We start from the raw sequence: 19,877 nt of genomic DNA, 5'->3' as shown, positions 1-19,877 counted from the left end.
GGTGCCGTGACCCGCAGCATACCGCGGCACACATGGTGAAACGCCGGCCGGGCAAGCAATTGGGAACGCCGCGGCCGGGAATTGAAAGGACGGGACCATGAACAAAGTAAAAGCACTGATCAGCGGTGTGGCTCTGTCGGTTGCGATGGCAACCTCGGCACTGGCGGCGGGCGTTGAGATCAACGCATCCTCCACCGGCCTGGCCATGCAGGGCTATGACCCGGTCGCATATTTCACGGACGGTGCCCCCACCAAGGGCAGCTACAAAATCACTTCCATTTACAATGACGCAACCTACCGCTTTGCCTCGGAAGAGCACAAAGTGGCGTTTGAAAAGAATCCGGAAGCCTATGTGCCGGCCTACGGCGGCTACTGCGCCTTCGGCACCGCGATGGGCTTCAAGTTCGACGGCGATCCGAACCACTGGAAAATCGTCGACAACACCCTGTACCTGAACCTGTCGCAGGACATTCAGGACCGCTGGGAAGGCGACATTCCGGGCTTCATCCAGAATGCCAACGCCAACTGGACCGATATTGCGGACAAAGACCCGGCGGAGCTGCAGACGCAGTAAGGCCTGAAGCCGCCACTCACGTGCAAACAACCGGCGGCAGAGCAATCTGCCGCCGGTTTCTCAATGCAAAAAGGCCGCGCCCGGAGCGCGGCCTATTTCGCCGGTAGTCAGTAGGCGAATTCGCTGTAAATGCGGGAGAGATCCCCCTCCCAGGCGCCGTTATAGCGCTCCATCAGCTCATCCGCGGGGACCTTGCCGGTTTCCAGGCTGTCCTTCAGCGCGTTCAGGAAGTGGGTTTCGTCCGGCACCAGACCGCCAGCGCCTGGGCGCGCGCGCGCCTTAAGGCCGCTTTCGGAGATCGCCACCGCCTCGCGCGCCAGCTCGTGCATGCTGATGCCGTTCACCTTGGCCTGCAGCCCCTGTTCCGAGGAGGCGACGCGCAGGGCGTCGCGGGTTTCTGCGTCCCAGCCCTTGACCAGATCCCAGGCTGCATCAAGCGCGGTCTGATCATAGGTGAGCCCCACCCAGAAGGCCGGCAGCGCACAGAGGCGGCGCCAGGGGCCACCGTCGGCGCCGCGCATCTCAATGAATTTCTTGATGCGGGCCTCGGGGAAGATGGTGGTGAGGTGGTCGGCCCAGTCGCTGAGCGTCGGGGTTTCGCCGGGCAGCGCGGGCAGCTCGCCCTTCAGGAAGTCTCGGAAGGACATGCCGAGCGCGTTGATGTATTCGCCGTTGCGGTAGACGAAATACATCGGCACATCGAGCGCGTATTGCACCCAGGCCTCGAATCCGAAGCCCTCCTCGAACACAAACGGCAGCATGCCGGTGCGGTCGGCGTCCAGCGAGCGCCAGACGCGGGCGCGCCAGGATTTGTGGCCGTTGGGCTGGCCATCCAGGAACGGTGAATTGGCGAACAGCGCGGTTGCGACCGGCTGCAGTGCCAGCGCCACCCGCAGCTTCTGCACCATGTCTGCCTCGGAGGAGAAGTCGAGGTTCACCTGCACGGTGCAGGTGCGGCGCATCATGGTGGTGCCCATGGTGCCGACGTCCTGCATGTAGCCATCCATCAGCTTGTAGCGGCCCTTGGGCATCAGCGGCATGTCTTCATGGCGCCACACAGGTGCGGCGCCCAGGCCGATGAAGCCGACGCCGATCTTGTCGGCGATGTCCTTGACGTCGCGCAGATGGGCGTTCACCTCGTCGCAGGTCTCGTGGATGGTTTCCAGCGGCGCGCCCGACAGTTCCAGCTGGCCGCCCGGCTCCAGGCTGATGTTGGCGCCGTCCTTGGTCAGGCCGATCAGGTTATCGCCTTCGGTCAGCGGCGCCCAGCCGTGGCCGTCGCGCAGCCCTTCCAGCACCGCCTGGATGGAACGCTCACCGGCATAAGGCAGCGGCTTCAGCGTGTCCTTGCAGAAGCCGAACTTCTCGTGCTCGGTGCCGATGCGCCAGTCTTCCTTGGGTTTGCAGCCGTCGGCAAGATACTGGGCAAGCTGCTCGTGGTGTTCGATCGGCCCGCCGCCGGACTGGGGAATGGACATGCCTGGCACTCCGTCCTGTTAGATCTGTCTTGAACGGCCAGTCGTGGGCGGAATCGCCGCCGGTGTCAATGCAGGCGCTGATGTTCCGGACGGCTGGCGGCACGCTCCCAGATCACGACCTGGTGAGGGCCGCGGCGGCGCAGTTCTGCCAGCATCCGCTCAGTCTTGAGGCCCGGGAGGGCGGCAAAGACATCAAACAGCGCCTCGTAGCCTTCCGCATTCACCGGGATTGCCAGCGGCGGCTGGCCGGGCTGTTCCAGCAGCCAGTGCGGCGGTTTGGAAGTGTGGTCCAGTGCCAGCCGCTCCAGTTCTGAGGCCGCTACCGCGCCGCCGGTGAGCGGTCCGAAATAGGCAATCTGCCCCTCGTCCACCTGCACCACGCCAGGGCCGCCGGTGCCGCGCCGGAACCGCATCCGCTGGGCGCCGATCACTGCGGTCACCAGCCCGGTGGCAACCAGAGCCCAGCCGGTGATCGCAGTAAAGCCAGCAGAGGAAAACGCCCATTTCAGCCCCAGTAGGAACATCAGGGCAGCGGCCAGGACTTCGCGCCATTGCCACAGCGCTTCGCGGGCTTCGGGGCGGATGAAACTCATGTGTTTCGCCTCATAAAAACGTCTGGCAGGCGGTACGACCTGCCGTGCCCTCCTTACTTGTGGGGTCAGGGCGGCGGATGCAATGGCGGCCAGGCCGATTGCAGGCTGCATGGGCGGTTTCTGCACCGCCGGCTACCGCTGACGCATACTCAAAGGTTAACCGAAAATGGTTTCCAAACCGTGACCAGAGGCTTTGCCCCACTCTTACCAGCGCCCCGCCTGTTGCCGTTGTGTCATGGCGACCCACTGTGCCAGCGCTCGGGACGCACGGGGGAACAGCCGTCGTAAGGAGCTTTGATTGCCTCAAACTGCATAAAGGAACAATCCAACAAGAGCTCCAATCCTTCAGCAGTCTTTCGAAAGAGCTTGCTGCCGACGCATTCGTAGCAATCTAGCAAACTTGTAATTTTCCCTCGTTTGGATTGGACTGATTCCCGCAATGCAATCTGCTCGTGATAAGAAATGCCCGCATCTTTTGCGTTTCGGCAATGAGACCAATTCTTCCAGTCGGTGTCTTGCCGCAAGCCACAGTCCAATTGGATTGTTCCACCATCGGACATTGTGTGGTGAAAGGTCACAGTATCCTTGTCCACGAAGTACCCCCCAGCGTCAAAACTGGTTAGCCCCGTCTTGAACTCAAGCGCTGTAAAATAGGGTGCGATGCTAAGAGCCGTGAAGACATCCGGAGTTCCGCGATGCATTGCACTGTACACAAAGTACTTTCCATCGGCAGAAACTGCGCACGCGGGTTCAAAAACCCTCGTTTTGATCCACTGGCCAAGAAAAAAAGTATCGCCTTTTGTGTCCCAAGAGATCAGCCGGTACAGGCTGCTTTTAGCCCGGTATAGGATAACCGCCGTCGAATTTTCCACCGCAAAAAACAGATGCAATTCACGGCGTGGCTCTTCCATTACCAGTCCCCCAGCGCCTGCTGCCATAGGGTCATGGCGGCCACGGCTGCGGTGTCCGCGCGCAAAATACGGGGGCCGAGGCTGACCACATGGGATTGCGGCAGCGCGTGAAGGCGTTTGCGCTCCGCCTCGGAAAAGCCGCCTTCCGGGCCGATCAGAATGGCCCATGGGGCGTCCTTTAGCGTCTCCGCGGCCAGTTGCAGCGCATTGCCCACCTCAGCCTCGTCGCAGAACATCAGCTGCCGCTCGGCGGGCCACTGATCCAGGAGGCGCGGGAGTTTCTGCAAATCCGCCACCTCCGGCACATAGGTGCCGCCGCATTGCTCTGCCGCCTCGACCGCATGGGCCTGCAGCCGGTCCTGGCGGATGCGTTCGGAATTGGTGAACTCGGTCTGCACCGGCAGGATGCGGGCGGCGCCCATCTCCGCTGCCTTTTCGACAATGAAATCGGTGCGCGCCTTTTTGATCGGGGCAAACATCAGCCACAGGTCCGGCGGCAGCTGCAGGGGCTTCGTCTGCTCCTGGCAGATCAGCGTGCCGCCGCGTTTGCCGGCTTCGGCAACCTCGGCCAGCCACTCGCCGTCCTGGCCGTTGAACAGCGCCACATGGGCGCCAGCAGACAGCCGCATCACCCCGAACAGGTAATGCGCCTGATCACGATCCAAGGGAACCGATTGCCCTGCCCCCAAAGGGTGCTCTACATACAGTCTGATTTTTGCACTCATGGGGTCCTACATATGCAAGGCCAGAAGCCAGCGCCAGAGGGTCAGGTCGCGGATGCGGTCAAGGGAAACTGGGTCGACACATATGCGCCGGAACGGACGCGGCCCTATCTGCGCCTCAGCCGCGCCGACCGTCCGATCGGCACCTGGCTGTTGCTGATCCCCTGCTGGTGGGGGCTGGCACTGGCGATCCTGGCCGATCAAAGCCCGCGCTGGAGCGACCTTTGGATTGCCATCGGCTGCGCGGCCGGCGCCTGGCTGATGCGCGGGGCCGGCTGCACCTGGAACGACATCACCGACCGCGACTTCGACGGCCAGGTGGAGCGCACCCGCTCGCGCCCGATCCCCTCGGGCCAGGTGACGGTCAAGGGCGCGCTGGCCTGGATGGGGCTGCAGTGCCTGGCTGGCCTTGCAATCCTGCTGACCTTCAACCAGGCGGCCATTGCCATGGGCATCCTGTCGCTGCTGCCGGTGGCGGTCTATCCCTTTGCCAAGCGGTTCACCTGGTGGCCGCAGGTGTTTCTGGGCCTTGCCTTCAACTGGGGCGCCATGCTGGCCTGGGTGGCGCATACCGGGTCCATGGGCTGGCCGCCCATGCTGCTGTATCTGGCCGGCATCGCCTGGACCCTGTTTTATGACACCATCTATGCCCATCAGGACACTGAGGACGACGCGCTGATCGGGGTGAAGTCCACCGCCCGGCTGTTCGGCAGCCAAACACCGATGTGGCTGCGCCGGTTCATCGTCGCTTTTGTCTGCCTGATGGCGATGGCAGTGATCGGCGCGATGCTGGAGAGCGCCTCAGTGCTGGCGCTGGTGCTGGCGCTGGCGGGGCCTTGGGCGATGGGCTGGCACATGACCTGGCAGCTGCGCGCCTTTGACGCAGAAAACAATGCCCGGCTGCTGCAGCTGTTCCGGCTCAACCGCGATACCGGCCTGATCCCGCTGATCTTCTTTGCCCTCGCCATGTTCGTGTGATTGAACCACGGCCCCGTGCAGGGTAAGAGCCACTAACTGACCAAGGGAAACTGCCGCCATATGCGCTTGTCCTCTCTGCTGATCCCAGGCCTGGCCTTCACCGCCGCCGCAGGGCTGAGCCTTGTTGCTGCCGGATTTGCCGTCACCGCGGTGGAACGCAGCACCGAAACCGGGGTGCGTCAGGCGCTTGACGGTGCCGGGCATACCTGGGCTGAGGTCACGGCGGACGGGCTGCAGGTGCTGCTCGAAGGCACCGCTCCCGACGAGGCAACCCGGTTTTCGGTGATCTCGCTGGTTGGCGGCGTGGTGGATGCGGCCCGGATCATCGACGGGATGGAGGTTCCCCCGGCCAAGGGGCTGGCGCCGCCGCGGTTTTCCGCGGAAATCCTGCGGAACGACAGCGGCATTTCCATCATCGGCCTGATCCCGGCAGGCTCCGGCCGTGCGGCCATGGTCAAGCAGCTGAACGCCCTGGCCGGTGAAGGCAGCGTGGCGGATCTCCTGGAAACAGCCAAATACACCAAGCCCGAAGGCTGGCAGCAGGCCCTGGATTTCGCTGTCGAGGCGTTGAAACTGCTGCCGCGCGCCAAGATTTCGGTTGAAGCCGGCGAGGTGTCCATCACCGCAATTTCCGGCAGCGAAGAGGCCAAGCACCAGCTGGAGGAGCAGCTTGGCCGGCTGGCGCCGCCGGGGCTGCGGCTGGCGATGGACATTGCGGCGCCGCGCCCGGTGATCACTCCCTTTACCCTGCGGTTCCTGCTGGACAAGGATGGCGCCCAGTTCGACGCCTGCTCCGCCGAGAGCGAGGAAAGCCACAAGCGAATCCTCGCCGCGGCCCGCACAGCGGGGCTGGAAGGCGAGGCCGATTGCGTGATCGGCATGGGTGTCCCTTCGCCGAACTGGGCCCGCGCGGCGGAACTCAGCATTGCCAGCCTGAACGAGCTGGGCGGCGGCTCCGTCACCATCGCCAATGCCGATATCACACTGGTGGCCGCAGAAGGCACTGCCAGCGGCACCTTCGACCATGTGGTGGGCGAACTGGAAAGCGCCCTGCCCCGGGTCTTTGCCCTGCATGCAGTGCTGCCGGTGCCGGAAGCCAGCGCCACTGCCGGGCCGCCCGAATTCACTGCCACCCTCAGCCCCGAAGGCCAGGTGCAGCTGCGCGGACGGCTCAGCGACGCGGCGCTGCGGACCGTGGCGGACAGCTATGCCAAGGCGCGCTTCGGCTCGGCGAACGTGCATACCGCCACCCGCGTCGTCGCCGACCTGCCCGCCGACTGGCCGGTGCGGGTGCTGGCCGGGCTGGAGGCGCTTTCCTATCTGCAGCGCGGCTCGGTAACGGTCACGCCGGAAAACCTGGAACTGCGCGGCATGAGCTACCGCAAGGACGCCCCGTCCGAGATCGCCCGCTTCCTGTCCGCCAAACTGGGCGAAGCAGAAACCTACGGCCTCGACATCAGCTATGAGGAGCCTCCCGCCCCCAAGGATCAGCCGATCCCGCCGGAACTCTGCGAGGCGCAGCTGGCCGGCGCCCAAGCCGAGTCGAAGATCGCCTTTGAACCCGGCTCTGCCACCATTGCCGCCGAAAGCGCCGGCACCATGGACCGGATCGCCGAAGTGCTTGCCAACTGCGGCCCGGTGCGGCTGGAGATCCAGGGCCACACCGACAGCCAGGGCCGCGAAGTAATGAATCAGAACCTGAGCCAGGCCCGGGCGCAATCGGTGCTGAACGAACTGCGCGCGCGCCGGGTGGTGACCTCAACTTTTGCAGCCAAGGGCTATGGCGAGAGCGAGCCGATCGCCGACAACGGCACCGAAGAAGGCCGCGAGGCCAACCGCCGCATCGAGTTCAAGCTGGTCCGCCCGGCTGAGCAGGCGGAAGCGGAAAACGAGAATAGCGGCGAGGCCGCCGCAAGCGCAGATGACGCACAGGAGACCACAGAGGAATGAACAGGACAGAGTTCATCATCACCACCGCGATCATCCTGTTTGCGGCCTTTGCCATGGGCTGGTTTGCCAATTGGCTGGTGCATCGTTTTACCCGGGTGCGGCAAAGCGATGTGGCTGACCTCGACCGGATGAGCCAGGAGCTGCACGAGGCGGAGGAAACCCGCGACCAGGCGATCACCTATCTGCAGCAGCGCGAGGCGGAGCTGACCAACCAGCTGACCCAGACCGAAGCGGAGCTGCGGGCGGCAATGGAAGGCCTGCGCGAGGCCCGCCGCGAGGCCGAGGAGCTGCGCTCCCAAATTCCGCACTGACCTTGGGAAGAGGCCTGCCGCGCCTGCAGGCTCCGGCGGGCCAAGGAGGCCGCAGGCCCCGCGAAGCGCGCATGCCCTTGACGCGCCAATCTTCAAACAAACTCGAATCGGGCCTGATCGGCTGACCTGCCCTGTCAGGCCCTCTCAGCAAAAGGAAAACGCCGCGCAGAGCGCGGCGCCCGGCCCAATAGGCGGAAATCATCTCTTGATGATTGAATGGCTGGCGGGAGCCCCCTGTTCCGCCTCGGCCTCACCAGCGCTTCAGGGCGTCCTCGTCGGCATCCTTGGCCTCGACCCAACCGGTGCCGCCGCCTTCCAGAATCTCCTTCTTCCAGAACGGCGCGCGGGACTTCAGGTAGTCCATCAGGTACTCCGCCGCCTCAAAGGCATCCTTGCGGTGGCGCGCCGCGGTGGCGACCATCATGATGCGCTCGCCCGGGGCCAGGTGGCCGTGGCGGTGAATCACCAAGGCATCGGCCAGCGACCAGCGTGTCATGGCCTCCTGCGCGATCGCGGTCAGCGCCTTTTCGGTCATGCCGGGATAGTGCTCGATCTCCATCGCCCGAAGCCCGCCCTGATCCGCGTCCCGCACAACGCCGGTGAAGGTCACCACGGCGCCTGCATTGGAAACCGCCGCCGCAAAGGCATCGCTTTCGGCACCCAATTCAAACGGAGCCTCCTGTACCGAGATCCGCATCGCGTCAGCCTCCGGTCATCGGCGGGAAGAAAGCCACCTCGCGCACGCCGTCCAGCGGCGCGTCGAACTCCGACAGCTCCTGGTCCAGCGCCACCCGCAAGGCCGACAGGTCGGCAAAAGCGGCGGCATAACGGTCTTCACGCCCGCGCAGTTCCTCTACCAGATCCGCCACCGTGGCAGCGGTGGTTTCGACCCGCTCGCGCGGCAGGCCGATGCGCTCGCGCACCCAGGCGAAATACAAGACATCCATCAGTGGGCCTCCTTCAAATGCGGCATCGCCTTGCGCAGGTAGTCGATACCGGTGAACGCGGTCAGGGCGGCAGCAATCCACAGCAGCCACAGCCCGATGCGGCCGGTCCAGACCATGCCGTCGAATTTCCAGCGCAGGCCCATTTCATCAGAAACCTGCCCCGTCATGATCTGGTCGATCAGCGCCTGATCCATGCCAAAGGAGGACATCACCAGATAGTGCTCGAAGATTCCTTGCGAGAACAGCGTGGCAATCGCGATCATCTGGGCCGTGGTTTTCCACTTGGCGAGCTTGGTCACCTTCAGCGTGCCAGCCGCAGCGCCAAGGTACTCGCGCAAGCCGGACACAAACACCTCGCGGAACAGGATCACCGTGGCGGGCAGCACCAGCCATGGGGTCCAGTGTTCGGTGGAGTAGCCCACCAGGATCATCAGCGCGATCACCACCATCGCCTTGTCGGCAATCGGATCCATCATCGCGCCCATTTTGGTTTCCTGCTTCCAGGCCCGCGCCAGGTAGCCGTCGAACCAGTCGGTCACAGCCGCCGTCACAAACAGCAGCAAGGCAAACCAGTCCGCATAGGGCCGGTGGAAATACAGGAACATCACGGCTAGGCCGGGCGCCGCGACCAGGCGCAGCAGGGTGAGGATATTGGGCAGAGTCCACTTCATGCGGCGCACATTATCCGGCTGTTTCGCAAGTGGAAAGCGGGGTTAGCTAAAATTCGGCAATGGCTGGCGCTGGCGCACCGCGGCAGTCTGCAGCAATCCGGGCACGTTGCACACGGAACGGGCCCATTCCTCACCCTACGGAGGTATCCAGCAGCGCGCCTTTCTTTTCGCCGTGGTGGCTGGAATGATCAAACTTCCGGTGCACCTCGTTCAACCGGTCGCGGTCAACAAAGATATGGTTGTTGATCTCCCGCATCAGATCTTCCTTGGCCATCTTCAGTGCATCCGCCTCGGTATCCGCCAATCCGGTGCCTCTAAGCTTGTTCAGCTCCTTGGCGATCTTTTCGCATTCCTTCTTGGCCTTGTCCAAGTGCTGGGCCTCATGCGCCAGGCAGCAGGCATAGAAGCGGTACCATTCGATCAGCGCCCGCGGCGACAGCCCGCTGACAGAGCGTTTCGGGCACTTGACCGTCGTATGCAGGATCAGCTTCAGCGCTGAAACCTTGGCCGTCACCTCGAACCAGCCGGTTTTCTTGTCGATCTTGGCTTTGCCGTCTGCCACGTATTTGCCCTTGGCGGTCAGGCATTCCAATTCCGTGGTGGTCAGAAAGGCCACCTTCTTGTTGTCGTTCGGATCCTTCGGCCCGCTCTTCTTGATGCTCTTGGCTATGTCGGGCAGCGTTTTTCCGGACACTGAGTAGGTGTCATAGACAACGGATTTCACGGTCAGGGAGACGGGCATAATTCCTCCAGGCAGTTAACGGCTGCCCTTCAGACATAGCACGATACTCCCATGGCCCAAGTTCAGCAGGCTAGCCCTGCGTGTGAAAGTGGTCGTAGATCCGTTCTGCCAGCGCCTCGGATATTCCATCCACAGCCTTGAGGTCAGCCAGATTGGCGCGGCTCACCGCCTTGGCGCTGCCGAAATGCGCCAGCAGCGCCCGCTTGCGCGAGGCGCCGACGCCCGGCACCTCGTCCAGCGGCGTGGCGCTCAGCGCCTTGGCGCGCTTGGCGCGGTGGGTGCCGATGGCGAACCTGTGCGCCTCGTCCCGCATCCGCTGGATGAAATAGAGCACCGGATCATTGCGTTGCAGAGCAAAGGCGCTTTCGCCGGGACGGTAGAACTCTTCCTTGCCGTGGTCGCGGTCCACGCCCTTGGCGACGCCGACCATGGGAATGTCCTGCACGCCATGTTCTTCCATGATCTCCGCCACCGCCGAGACCTGCCCGGCGCCGCCGTCGATCAGCAGCAGGTCCGGCCACAGGCCTTTGCCGCGGTCCGGGTCTTCCTTCAGCAGGCGCGAGAAGCGGCGGTTCAGCACTTCCTTCATCATGCCGAAGTCATCGCCGGGCACCAGGTCGTCACCCTTGATGTTGAACTTGCGGTAAGCGTTTTTCAGGAAGCCCTCCGGCCCCATCACGATCATGCCGCCCACCGCATTTGTGCCCTGGATATGCGAGTTGTCGTAGACCTCGATCCGCTGCGGCGGGCCTTCCAGTCCAAAGGCCTCGGCCAGCCCGCGCAGCAGCTTCGCCTGGGTCGCGCTTTCGGCCATGCGGCGGGCCAGGCTTTCGCGGGCGTTGCGCACCGCAAAGGCCACCAGCTCTGTCTTTTCACCGCGCTGGGGCACCAGCAGCTCGACCTTGCGCTCGGCTTTCTCGCTCAGCGCCGCCTCCATCAGGTCGGCGTTTTCGATACCGTCTGACAGGATCAGCTGCCGGGGCGGCTCCTTGTTGCCGTAGAACTGGCCGAGGAAGGCCTCCATGACCTCTGCCGGGCTCATGTCTGCGTCCACCCGCGGGTAGAAATCCTGGTTGCCCCAGTTCTGGTTGGCACGGATGAAGAAGACCTGCACGCAGGCCTGACCGCCATCCATGTGCAGGCCGATCACATCCGCCTCCGCCACACCGCGCGGGTTGATGCCTTGGCTGGTCTGCACCTGGGTCAGCGCCTTGATCCGGTCGCGCAGGGCGGCGGCACGCTCGAACTCCATCGCCTCGGAGGCGGCCATCATCTGCTCCGCCAGCTCCTCCTGGATACTGGTGGAACGGCCGGACAGGAAACGCTCGGCGTCGCGGACGCTGGCGGCGTAATCCTCTTCGCTGATCAGCCCGGTGCAGGGCGCGGTGCAGCGCTTGATCTGGTATTGCAGGCAGGGGCGCGTGCGGGTCTCGAACATCGAATCCGAGCAGTTGCGCAACAGGAACGCCTTTTGCAGCTGGTTGAGCGTCCGGTTCACCGCGCCTGCGCTGGCGAAGGGGCCGAAATAGCTGCCCTTCTGCTTGCGGGCACCGCGGTGTTTCTTGATCTGCGGAAAGGCATGATCCTTGGCCACCAGGATATTGGGGAAGCTTTTGTCGTCGCGCAGCAGCACGTTGTACTTGGGCTTCAGCTGCTTGATCAGATTCTGTTCCAGCAGCAACGCCTCGGTTTCCGTCCGGGTGGTCAGGAACATCATCGAGGCGGTGAGCGCGATCATCCGCTCGATCCGCGGGCTGTTGCCGGGGCGGGTATAATTCGACACCCGAGCCTTGAGATTGCGTGCCTTGCCCACGTAGAGCACCCGGCTGTCCGCATCCAGCATCCGATAAACGCCGGGCGATGCGTCCAGTGTTTTTACATAATCCTGGATCACCGCATAACCGGTGCGGGCGGGCGAATCCGGGGCTGTTTCGGAAGGCTGGTCAGTCATGCGCCCAGACATATGATTCCCTGCCCCTGGCTGCAACGTTTGCCTGTCCGGATCAAGAGCGGGGAAATCCACGGAACCTGTGGATAACTGCGGAGATATCTTTGGGCTATCCCGGCTTTTCTCTTATATCAGAGCGGTTTTGGACGGATGCCTAATTTTTAGGCACTTCAATAAGATGCTGATTTAACGCAAAATTTTTCCTGCCACCTGTCAAGGTTTTGAAAAGAAAAGCACTTTTGTAACGCTTCCGTGACGGCAGGTGAACCGGTGCAAAACTTGCGGCAAAAGGGACGGTTTTGTCCCTGTTTGCGTCACTCAAGACCGTCGCTGTCCGGGGTTCTCCAGCCCAGGTGCTGGCCGCCGTCCACGCAGATCATCTGGCCGGTAACCGCTTTTGCCCGCAGCAGATAGCTGAGCGCCGCGGTAACGTCCCCTGCGTCCGCGCCGCGCTGCAAAATCGTGGACTTCCGCTGCCGGGCAAACTGTTCCTCGCTTTGCCGCGGCCCCTGCAAGGTTGGGCCCGGGCCGATTGCGTTGACGCGGATCCGCGGCGCCAGCGCCTGGGCTGCCGTCCGGGTCAGCGTCCACAGCGCCGATTTGGCCAGTGTGTAGCTCATGAACTCCGGCGTCAGCTTGCGCACCCTCTGGTCGATCATGTTGACCGCCAGGCCCCAGGCGCGAGGCTCGCCCGCCGCGTCAGCTTCCAAAGCAACCTCCTGTGCCGCCATTGCCTGCAGCAGCACAAAAGGAGCCCTGAGGTTGCTGCCCATATGCCGGTCCCAGCTGCTGCGGGTGGCTGTGGCCAGGGTGTCATGTTCGAACACAGACGCATTGTTCACCAGACAGGTGACGGGACCGCCCAGCGCCGCAGCCGCACGCGGCACCAGCGCCTGCGCCTGCGCCTCTTCCAGCAGGTCCGCCGCCAGCGGCACGGCCTGACGGCCCATTGCGCGGATCTGTGCGGCTGTCTCCTCTGCCGCATCAGCCGAAGACGCATAGTGGACCGCCACGTCGCACCCTTGCGCTGCAAGTTCCAGCGCCATGGCCCGGCCCAGCCGCCTGCCCGCTCCGGTCACCAATGCCCGCATCTGCGCCTCCCTGCTGCTGCCCGCGCTGTCAGAGTTAGAACAGGACGAACATATAAGCCAGATAGAGGGCGGACAGAACGCCGCCCCAGATACGGGTGATATCCTGTTTGAAGAAGACAAAGGGGATCAGCAGGAGCGAGGCCGTCAGCATGACCCACAGGTCGAACTGCAGGAACTCCGGGTCTACGCTGATCGGGCCGACAAAGGTGGCGATGCCGATGATGGCCAGCAGGTTGAACATGTTGGAGCCGATCACATTGCCCAGCGCCACATCAGCCTGGCGGCGCAGGGCCGCCATCACGGTGGTGGCCAGCTCCGGCAGCGATGTGCCGATCGCCACCAGCGTCAGGCCGATCACCGTTTCGCTGATGCCATAGGTGCGCGCAATGATGCTGGCATTGTCCACCAGCAGGTCAGCCCCCAGCGGCAGGCCGATCAGGCCCAGCAGCAGATAGATGCAGACCCGCCAGTACGGCATGTCCGGATCGGCTTCCTCGATCTCTTCCAGCTCCGTATCCGCGGCACAGCCTTTGCCATTGCGCCGGTGGTTGCGCGCCTCGTGGAAGGCTATGCCGAGCACCCCGGCAAGCGCAGCCAGCAGGATCAGGCCGGACCAGATGGTGAAGGTCCCGCAGAAGGCCAGGCCGATGAACAGCACGGAGGCCCCGAGCATGAAGATGTAGTTCTTGCGGGTGCTGCATTCGCTGGTGTGCAGGGCGCGCATTAACGCGGGAATGCCCAGAACCAGCAGGATATTTGCGGTGTTCGACCCCACCACGTTGCCCAGCGCGATACCGTCTGCCCCCTCGTGCACAGCACTGATGGCAATGAGCAGCTCCGGCGCCGAGGTGCCGAAGGCCACGATGGTCAGACTGACGATCAGCGCAGGCACCCCCAGCCGCAGGCTGAGGTTCACCGCGCCGCGCACCAGCGCGTCGCCCGCCAGCAGCAGGATCACCAGACCAAGCGCCGAGTACAGCCATGGCATCATTTGCCACGATCTCCTTTTCTACAGGCGCACGGCCCCTTGCCGATCTTGAACCGGCCGCATGACGGGCAGCGCCTGGAATTGATTTGCTTCTGGCCGGGAAACCGCAGCTTGCCGAACATCGCAAGCACAGCCATCACCACCAGAAAGATTGCAACGATCTTGAACAGCACGTCAGAGACCGAAACGCGCGTATTCGGCACGCTCCTCGATCCCGGCCAGCGCGTCCTGCGCGACCTGCATGCCGAAGCGGCTCCAGAACGGTTTTTTCAGGCCGTAGCGGCGGAAGCGGACCTTCTCGCCGAACCGTTCCTGCATTTTGGGCTTCAGATGGCCGATGCCGTCGATCAGCCCCAGCTCCTCGGCCCGGCGCGCCAGCCAGATCTCGCCGGTGAACAAGTCTTCATCGCTGTGCAGCTTGGACCCGCGGCGTTCGGTGATATGATCGATGAAGTTGGCGTGGATATCGTTCAGGATCACCTTGAGGCGTTTGACATCCTCGGGGTTCTCCGGGCGGAACGGGTCCAGCATGGATTTGCTCTCCCCCGCGGTATAGACCCGCCGCTCCACGCCCTGTCGGGCCAGCAGAACATGGGCGCCGAAACCTGCCGAGATGACCCCGACCGAACCCAGCACGGAGCTGGCGTCGGCCCAGATCTCATCCGCAGCCGCGGCCAGCCAATAGCCGCCGGAAGCGGCCACGTCCTCGACAAAGGCAAAGACCGGGATGTCCATTTCCTCGGCCAGGCGGCGGATGCGGGCGCCGATCATCGAGCTTTGCACCGGCGAGCCGCCAGGAGAGTTGATTTCCAGCGCCACCGCGGCGGGCTTGCCCTTGCGGAAGGCGCGCTCCAGCACCGGGGCCAGCGCGGTATCGCTGAGGGAGCCGCGGCCTGGCATGCCGATGGCGCCATTGAGGCGCACCACTGCCACCAGCGGCTGTCTTTTCAGGAAAGGCAGGCGAAATCTCATGGCGCCGATGTAGAGGGCCGCCCGGGGTGAAACAAGGTGCGCGGTCTTGGGAATTGGCGTGAAATGCAAAAACCGCCCGGCCGCGGGCATAAATGCAACGCTGGTCTGCGCCTGGCAAATAGCCCGGATGCTCTCCCGCCCGTCAGGCCGGCAGCTTGCAGCCGCCGCCTTCCCGTTGGGTCACGCACCGCGCTGCCGCGCGGCGCATGACGCCAGCTGCAAGCGCAACACCCGGCACGCGGCACGCGTGCCGGGCCCAACCGTGACGGGCGCCCTGCGGGCGCCCGGAGCGGGCGGGAGCGCTTTACCTTGCCTGCAATGCCCGGATCAGGCCCGGATGCGCCAGCCGGTTTTGAAGATCCACCAGATCACTGCCATGCAGGCCAGGGTAAAGCCGCCGATTGCTCCGAGGCTCAGCAGCACCGGCACATCCGCCTGGCCGAAAAAGGCCCAGCGGAAGCCGGACACCAGATAAACCACCGGGTTGAACAGGGTGATCGTCTGCCACACCGGCGGCAGCATCGAGATCGAATAGAAAGACCCGCCCAGGAACACCAGCGGCGTCACCACCAGCAGCGGCACCAGCTGCAGCTGCTCGAAGTTCCCCGCCCAGATGCCGATGATGAAGCCCATCAGCGAGAAGCTGAGGCAGGTCAGCACAAGGAACGCCACCATTGCCAGCGGGTGCTGGATGGACAGATCGACAAACAGCGACGCCGTGCACAGGATCACGGTGCCGATGAACAGCGACTTGGTTGCCGCCGCGCCGACGAATCCCGCGACCACCTCCAGGAAATTGATCGGCGCCGACAGGATCTCATAGATATTACCGATGAATTTCGGGAAGTAGATTCCGAAGGAGGCGTTCGAGATGCTCTGGGTGATCACCGACAGCATCACCAGCCCCGGCACGATGAAGGCGCCGTATTCGACCCCGTCGACCTCCTGGATGCGGCTGCCGATGGCGCTGCCGAACACCACGAAGTACAGAGACGTGGACAGAACCGGCGAGATGAAGCTTTGCAGGAAGGTGCGCCAGAACCGCGCCATTTCCGCCCTGTAGATGGTGGCAACTGCTGTCCAATTCATGCTGCATCTCCTGAAACAGCCCCGCCTGAGGCTTTGCCGCCTGAAACCAGGCCGACAAAGATGTCCTCCAGGCTGGATTCGCGGGTCTGCACGTCTGCCAGCACCAGACCGGCCTCCGCCACATCGTTCAGAAGCGTGGTGATGCCCGTCCGTTCCGCCCGCGTGTCATATGTGTAAAGCAGCGCATCGCCGCCGTTGACGATCTGCAGGTTGTGCTGCGCCAGCGCCACAGGGATCGCGGTGACCGGTGCGGTCAGCTGCACCTCCAGCTGCTTCTGCCCCATCCGGGCCATCAGCTGCTCCTTCTCCTCGACCAGCAGAAGCTCTCCGCCGGTGATGACCCCGACCCGGTCGGCAATCGCTTCGGCTTCCTCGATGTAATGCGTTGTCAGGATGATTGTGACCCCGTCCGCCTTCAGCTCGCGGACGATCTCCCACATGTCCTTGCGCAATTCGACGTCGACACCCGCGGTCGGCTCATCCAGAAACAGGATGCGCGGCTCATGCGCCAGCGCCTTGGCGATCAGCACGCGCCTTTTCATGCCGCCCGAAAGGTCCATGATCCGGCTGTCCCGCTTTTCCCACAGAGACAGCTTGCGCAGCACGTCTTCCACCAGCGCCGGGCTGGCAGGCTTGCCGAACAGGCCGCGGGAGAAGGTGACCGTGTCCAGAACCTTGGTGAAGGGCTCCAGCGTGATCTCCTGCGGCACCAGCCCGATCAGGGCACGCGCCTGCCGGAACTGGCCGACATTGTCGAACCCGCCAACGCTGACACTGCCAGAAGTCGCGGTGGTTATACCGCAAATGGTTGAAATCAGGGTGGTCTTGCCCGCGCCATTGGGGCCGAGCAGTGCCAGGATTTCACCTTCTTCAATATCCAGCGAGACGCCTTTCAGCGCCTGGAAGCCGCCATCGTATGTTTTGCGCAGATCGCGGATGGACAGGATCGCTGCCATGATGCCTCCGGGATGGTCTCAAATCCCGGCCACCCTAGCGGCGGTTTGCCGCATCTGCCAGCCCTGCGCCGCGGATCGGTCCGCAGAATGGCCTGTGCGCCAGTGCAGGGGTCAGCCGCGCCCTGTCACCTTGCTGAACCAGCCCTTCTTTTCTTCACCCTCTTCCGGCGTATCGCCATCCTGGCTTTCCTCTTCCGGCGCCAGATGCGCCTGCAGGTTGGCAAAGAACTGATCCGCCATCTTCTTGGCAAAGCCGTCGATGATCCGGCTGCCCAGCTGCGCCAGCTTGCCGCCGACCTTGGCCTCCACGTCATAGGACAGCAATGTGCCGGTTTCCGACGGCGCCAGCGTCACCACCGCACCGCCTTTGGCGAATCCCGCCGCGCCGCCCTTGCCCTCGCCGGAGATGGTCAGCTTCTCGTTTGCAACCAGATCCGACAGTGTGACCTGCCCCTTGAAGGTGGCTTTGACCGGCCCGACCTTCTGAGTGACCGTGGCCTCGAACCCTTCCTCCGGTGTGCCGGCCACTTCCTGCGCGCCGGGCACGCAGGCCTGCAGCACCTCCGGGCTCAGCAGCGCCGCATAGACGGTTGCCGGGTCAGCGGCGATCTCTTTCTGGTCACTCATCTGCATTGTGGAGCCTCCCTGGCGCTTGCTTGCGGACTGTTCCAGACCTAGCCCCCCGCTCCGCCCCTGCCAAGCCCGCAGTGACATTCAGGCATCTTGCGGCCGCTCCCGGCTCTCTTGCCGGCGGCGGTTTTGCCGATCTTATCTTGACGTCAAGATTTTTAGAAACTATCTCGACATCAAGGTAAATGCAAAGCCAACACAGGAGCACACCATGAAGATCATTCTCTTTGGCGCCACCGGAGACGCCGGCGGTGCAGCATTGCAGGCCGCCGTTGCCCGCGGCCACCAGGTCACCGCGGTTGCACGCCGCCCGCAGGCCCTGGCGGCGGCCAGCCCGCTGGTGACACCGCTGGCACTGGATCTGCTGGCAGAGCCGCAAGCTGCAGCAGACGCCGCCGCGGGCCACGACTTGGCCATCAGCACCCTGCGCCCGCCCGCTGGGCACGAGCCGGACCTGGTGCCGCTGACCCGCACTGCGCTGGCGGCGGCACGGCAAGCCGGGATCCCGGTTCTGGTCACCGGCGGCGCTGCAACGCTGAAACTGGCCGACGGCAGCGGCCACACGGTGCTGAGCGCTCCCGGTTTCCTGCCCGAAAGCGTCCGCCCGATTGCAGAGGCCTGTGCCGCGCAGGACGCGCTGCTGGAGGCGGAAACAGAGGCGCAATGGACCTGCCTGCGCCCGCCCGCGATGCTGACGAAGGGGCCGCAGACCGGCAGCTACCGCTTCGGCACCGACACGCTGGTCACCGATGCAGCGGGCAACTCGCAGATTTCCTTTGCCGATTTCGGTGCGGCGCTGCTGGATCTGGCCGAAACCCCGCGCGGCACCCGGCAGAAGCTGACCGTTGCCTGGGGCGCTCCTGCCCCCGCCCTGGCGGCTGGCTGACGCCGCCCTTGGGGCAGCGTTGGGCCGGGCAGCACGCGGCCGCGTGCTGCAGCGCCGCGCACCAGCGCGGCGCCGGGCCCAAGGCTTTGCCGGGCATCTGCAATGCCCGGCAAAACCTTGGGAGCCGGTCGCTCGCCCGATGACCGGATCAGCCGCAGGACAGCGCCCTCAATAGGGCAGCCCGACGTAATTTTCCGCCAGCGACACCTGTGCTGCCTCTGAGGAAAACAGGTAGTCCAGTTCGGCCCGCTGCAACCGCAGGTCCGTCTCCGACCCCTCCGGCGCCCGGTGCAGCAGGTTGGTCATCCACCAGCTGAACCGCTCCGCCTTCCAGACCCGGGCCAGCGCCTTTTCCGAATAGCCGTCCAGCCCGGCGCTATCGCCGTTCAGGTAGTGGTCCAGGAACCCATGGTAGAGGTAGTGAATATCAGATGCCGCCAGGTTCAGCCCCTTGGCGCCGGTGGGCGGCACGATATGGGCCGCGTCACCCGCCAGGAACAGATTGCCGTAACGCATCGGCTCGGCCACGAAGCTGCGCAGGGGGGCGATGGATTTCTCAATGGAAGGCCCGGTCTGCAGGCCCGCCGCCACGTCCTGCGGCAGCCGCCGTTTCAACTCCTCCCAGAACGCCGCATCGCTCCAATCCTCCACGCGGTCGGTCAGCGGCACCTGGATGTAATAGCGGCTCAGCACGCGGCTGCGCAGCGAGCACAGCGCGAAGCCGCGCTCGTGCCGGGCATAGATCAGCTCCTCAGCCACTGGCGGTGTTTCCGACAGAACCCCCAGCCAGCCGAAGGGGTAGACCTTCTCGTACTCCTTCAGCACATCCGCCGGGATTGATTTGCGGCTGACGCCATGAAAGCCGTCAGCGCCGACGATGAAGTCGCACTCGGCACGCCGGGCCTCGCCGCCGTGCTCCCAGGTCACATAGGGGCGCGCTTCGGTCAGCGCCTGCGGCTGCACATTCTGCGCCTCGTGAATGACCACGCCGTCCATCGCATCCCGTGCCTCGTAAAGGTCACGGGTCACCTCGGTCTGGCCGTAGACCATCACCGTGTCGCCGCCAGTGTGCTTTGCCAGATCAACCCGGTCCAGCTGCCCCTGATGGGCGATATGAAAGCCCTCGTGGATTTCCCCCTCGCGGTCCATGCGCTCACCGCAGCCCGCTTCGCGCATCAGGTTGACGAAACCATGCTCCAGCACGCCTGCCCGGATGCGGCCCAGCACATGCTCCCGAGTGTGCTTCTCCAGCACGATCGAACTGATCCCCTTGCGGTGCAGGAGCTGCGACAGCAGCAGCCCCGAAGGCCCGCCGCCGATGATGACAACCTGTGTCTGATGCGTGGACATGCGCGTTCCCCTGATCGTTTTACTGTTTTCGTGCGTTAAGGATTATGCACCAAGCGCTGATATCTGCGAATGGACCAAGCGCGCCACTTC

Annotated in this window: 22 protein-coding genes; 5 read left to right on the top strand and 17 right to left on the bottom strand. The window is 64.0% G+C overall.

Translation table 11 applies throughout. The annotated features are described in order from the left end of the window. Positions 1-97 precede the first annotated feature (97 nt). Positions 98-574: a YHS domain-containing (seleno)protein gene (locus tag AB1A62_RS09840; RefSeq protein ID WP_366661319.1), complete on the top strand. Its 477-nt coding sequence runs from the start codon at positions 98-100 to the stop codon at positions 572-574. Between the two features lie 107 nt (positions 575-681). Here AB1A62_RS09840 and AB1A62_RS09835 read toward each other — a convergent pair whose 3' ends face one another. From AB1A62_RS09835 to AB1A62_RS09820, 4 genes are all read right to left on the bottom strand, one after another. Then, the gene (locus AB1A62_RS09835) at positions 682-2,052 is read right to left on the bottom strand and encodes a glutamate--cysteine ligase (protein WP_366661318.1); all 1,371 of its coding nucleotides are present in this window, start codon (positions 2,050-2,052) and stop codon (positions 682-684) included. 65 nt (positions 2,053-2,117) lie between these two features. Next, a complete protein-coding gene (locus AB1A62_RS09830) occupies positions 2,118-2,645 on the bottom strand; it encodes a hypothetical protein (RefSeq protein WP_366661317.1) in 528 nt (175 codons plus the stop codon). Between the two features lie 233 nt (positions 2,646-2,878). Next, positions 2,879-3,556 (bottom strand): hypothetical protein, encoded by a 678-nt coding sequence (locus AB1A62_RS09825; RefSeq protein ID WP_366661316.1) that lies wholly within the window; start codon positions 3,554-3,556, stop codon positions 2,879-2,881. After that, positions 3,556-4,281 carry a 16S rRNA (uracil(1498)-N(3))-methyltransferase gene (locus AB1A62_RS09820; RefSeq protein WP_366661315.1) on the bottom strand — a complete coding sequence of 242 codons (726 nt, stop codon included), beginning with the start codon at positions 4,279-4,281 and terminating at the stop codon, positions 3,556-3,558. The genes AB1A62_RS09825 and AB1A62_RS09820 overlap by 1 nt, the downstream gene beginning before the upstream one ends. Positions 4,282-4,293: 12 nt before the next feature. On the opposite strand from AB1A62_RS09820, the gene ubiA reads away from it, so the two are divergent. From ubiA to AB1A62_RS09805, 3 genes are read left to right on the top strand one after another with little or no spacing between them, the layout of a single operon-like run. Further along, complete coding sequence (gene ubiA, locus AB1A62_RS09815) at positions 4,294-5,256, top strand: 4-hydroxybenzoate octaprenyltransferase (RefSeq protein ID WP_366661314.1); 963 nt, start codon at positions 4,294-4,296, stop codon at positions 5,254-5,256. 60 nt (positions 5,257-5,316) lie between these two features. Beyond that, positions 5,317-7,206: an OmpA family protein gene (locus AB1A62_RS09810; protein ID WP_366661313.1), complete on the top strand. Its 1,890-nt coding sequence runs from the start codon at positions 5,317-5,319 to the stop codon at positions 7,204-7,206. Then, entirely contained in the window at positions 7,203-7,517 is a 315-nt protein-coding gene (locus tag AB1A62_RS09805) for a hypothetical protein (protein WP_039131391.1), read from the top strand. The genes AB1A62_RS09810 and AB1A62_RS09805 overlap by 4 nt, the downstream gene beginning before the upstream one ends. A 250-nt stretch (positions 7,518-7,767) precedes the next feature. Here AB1A62_RS09805 and AB1A62_RS09800 read toward each other — a convergent pair whose 3' ends face one another. The 12 genes from AB1A62_RS09800 to AB1A62_RS09745 form a co-directional block, all read right to left on the bottom strand. Continuing rightward, positions 7,768-8,214, bottom strand: coding sequence for a molybdenum cofactor biosynthesis protein MoaE (locus AB1A62_RS09800; RefSeq protein ID WP_366661312.1), 447 nt, complete (start codon positions 8,212-8,214; stop codon positions 7,768-7,770). 4 nt (positions 8,215-8,218) lie between these two features. Beyond that, positions 8,219-8,464: a molybdopterin converting factor subunit 1 gene (moaD, locus tag AB1A62_RS09795; protein ID WP_174146196.1), complete on the bottom strand. Its 246-nt coding sequence runs from the start codon at positions 8,462-8,464 to the stop codon at positions 8,219-8,221. Further along, on the bottom strand, positions 8,464-9,135 hold the full coding sequence (gene pgsA, locus AB1A62_RS09790) for a CDP-diacylglycerol--glycerol-3-phosphate 3-phosphatidyltransferase (protein ID WP_366661311.1): 672 nt from the start codon (positions 9,133-9,135) through the stop codon (positions 8,464-8,466). The genes moaD and pgsA overlap by 1 nt, the downstream gene beginning before the upstream one ends. A 130-nt stretch (positions 9,136-9,265) precedes the next feature. Next, positions 9,266-9,877, bottom strand: coding sequence for a DUF922 domain-containing protein (locus AB1A62_RS09785; RefSeq protein WP_366661310.1), 612 nt, complete (start codon positions 9,875-9,877; stop codon positions 9,266-9,268). Between the two features lie 70 nt (positions 9,878-9,947). Then, a complete protein-coding gene (gene uvrC / locus AB1A62_RS09780) occupies positions 9,948-11,828 on the bottom strand; it encodes an excinuclease ABC subunit UvrC (RefSeq protein WP_366661309.1) in 1,881 nt (626 codons plus the stop codon). 311 nt (positions 11,829-12,139) lie between these two features. Then, a complete protein-coding gene (locus AB1A62_RS09775) occupies positions 12,140-12,970 on the bottom strand; it encodes an SDR family oxidoreductase (protein WP_366661446.1) in 831 nt (276 codons plus the stop codon). After that, positions 12,951-13,907, bottom strand: coding sequence for a calcium/sodium antiporter (locus AB1A62_RS09770; RefSeq protein WP_366661308.1), 957 nt, complete (start codon positions 13,905-13,907; stop codon positions 12,951-12,953). Before AB1A62_RS09770 ends, AB1A62_RS09775 begins: the two co-directional genes overlap by 20 nt. After that, positions 13,904-14,077, bottom strand: coding sequence for a hypothetical protein (locus AB1A62_RS09765; protein WP_174146202.1), 174 nt, complete (start codon positions 14,075-14,077; stop codon positions 13,904-13,906). The genes AB1A62_RS09770 and AB1A62_RS09765 overlap by 4 nt, the downstream gene beginning before the upstream one ends. Position 14,078: 1 nt before the next feature. Beyond that, complete coding sequence (locus AB1A62_RS09760; protein WP_366661307.1) at positions 14,079-14,876, bottom strand: S49 family peptidase; 798 nt, start codon at positions 14,874-14,876, stop codon at positions 14,079-14,081. A 327-nt stretch (positions 14,877-15,203) separates the two neighbouring features. Beyond that, positions 15,204-15,965, bottom strand: a complete 762-nt coding sequence (locus AB1A62_RS09755; protein ID WP_174146204.1) for an ABC transporter permease — start codon at positions 15,963-15,965, stop codon at positions 15,204-15,206. After that, entirely contained in the window at positions 15,962-16,921 is a 960-nt protein-coding gene (locus tag AB1A62_RS09750) for an ABC transporter ATP-binding protein (protein ID WP_366661306.1), read from the bottom strand. Before AB1A62_RS09750 ends, AB1A62_RS09755 begins: the two co-directional genes overlap by 4 nt. Before the next feature lie 111 nt (positions 16,922-17,032). Further along, positions 17,033-17,554, bottom strand: a complete 522-nt coding sequence (locus AB1A62_RS09745; RefSeq protein ID WP_366661305.1) for a carbon monoxide dehydrogenase subunit G — start codon at positions 17,552-17,554, stop codon at positions 17,033-17,035. A 208-nt stretch (positions 17,555-17,762) separates the two neighbouring features. On the opposite strand from AB1A62_RS09745, the gene AB1A62_RS09740 reads away from it, so the two are divergent. Next, on the top strand, positions 17,763-18,437 hold the full coding sequence (locus tag AB1A62_RS09740) for an NAD(P)H-binding protein (protein WP_366661304.1): 675 nt from the start codon (positions 17,763-17,765) through the stop codon (positions 18,435-18,437). Between the two features lie 168 nt (positions 18,438-18,605). Here the strand turns inward: AB1A62_RS09740 and pobA are convergent, their stop codons facing one another. Beyond that, complete coding sequence (gene pobA / locus AB1A62_RS09735) at positions 18,606-19,787, bottom strand: 4-hydroxybenzoate 3-monooxygenase (protein WP_366661303.1); 1,182 nt, start codon at positions 19,785-19,787, stop codon at positions 18,606-18,608. Between the last annotated feature and the right edge of the window lie 90 nt (positions 19,788-19,877).

Source organism: Leisingera sp. JC11 (assembly GCF_040704725.1).
In the GTDB taxonomy this organism is placed as follows: Bacteria; Pseudomonadota; Alphaproteobacteria; order Rhodobacterales; family Rhodobacteraceae; genus Leisingera.
The sequence above is the reverse complement of the archived record's forward strand: the minus strand, read 5'-3'. Positions and strand labels throughout refer to the sequence as shown.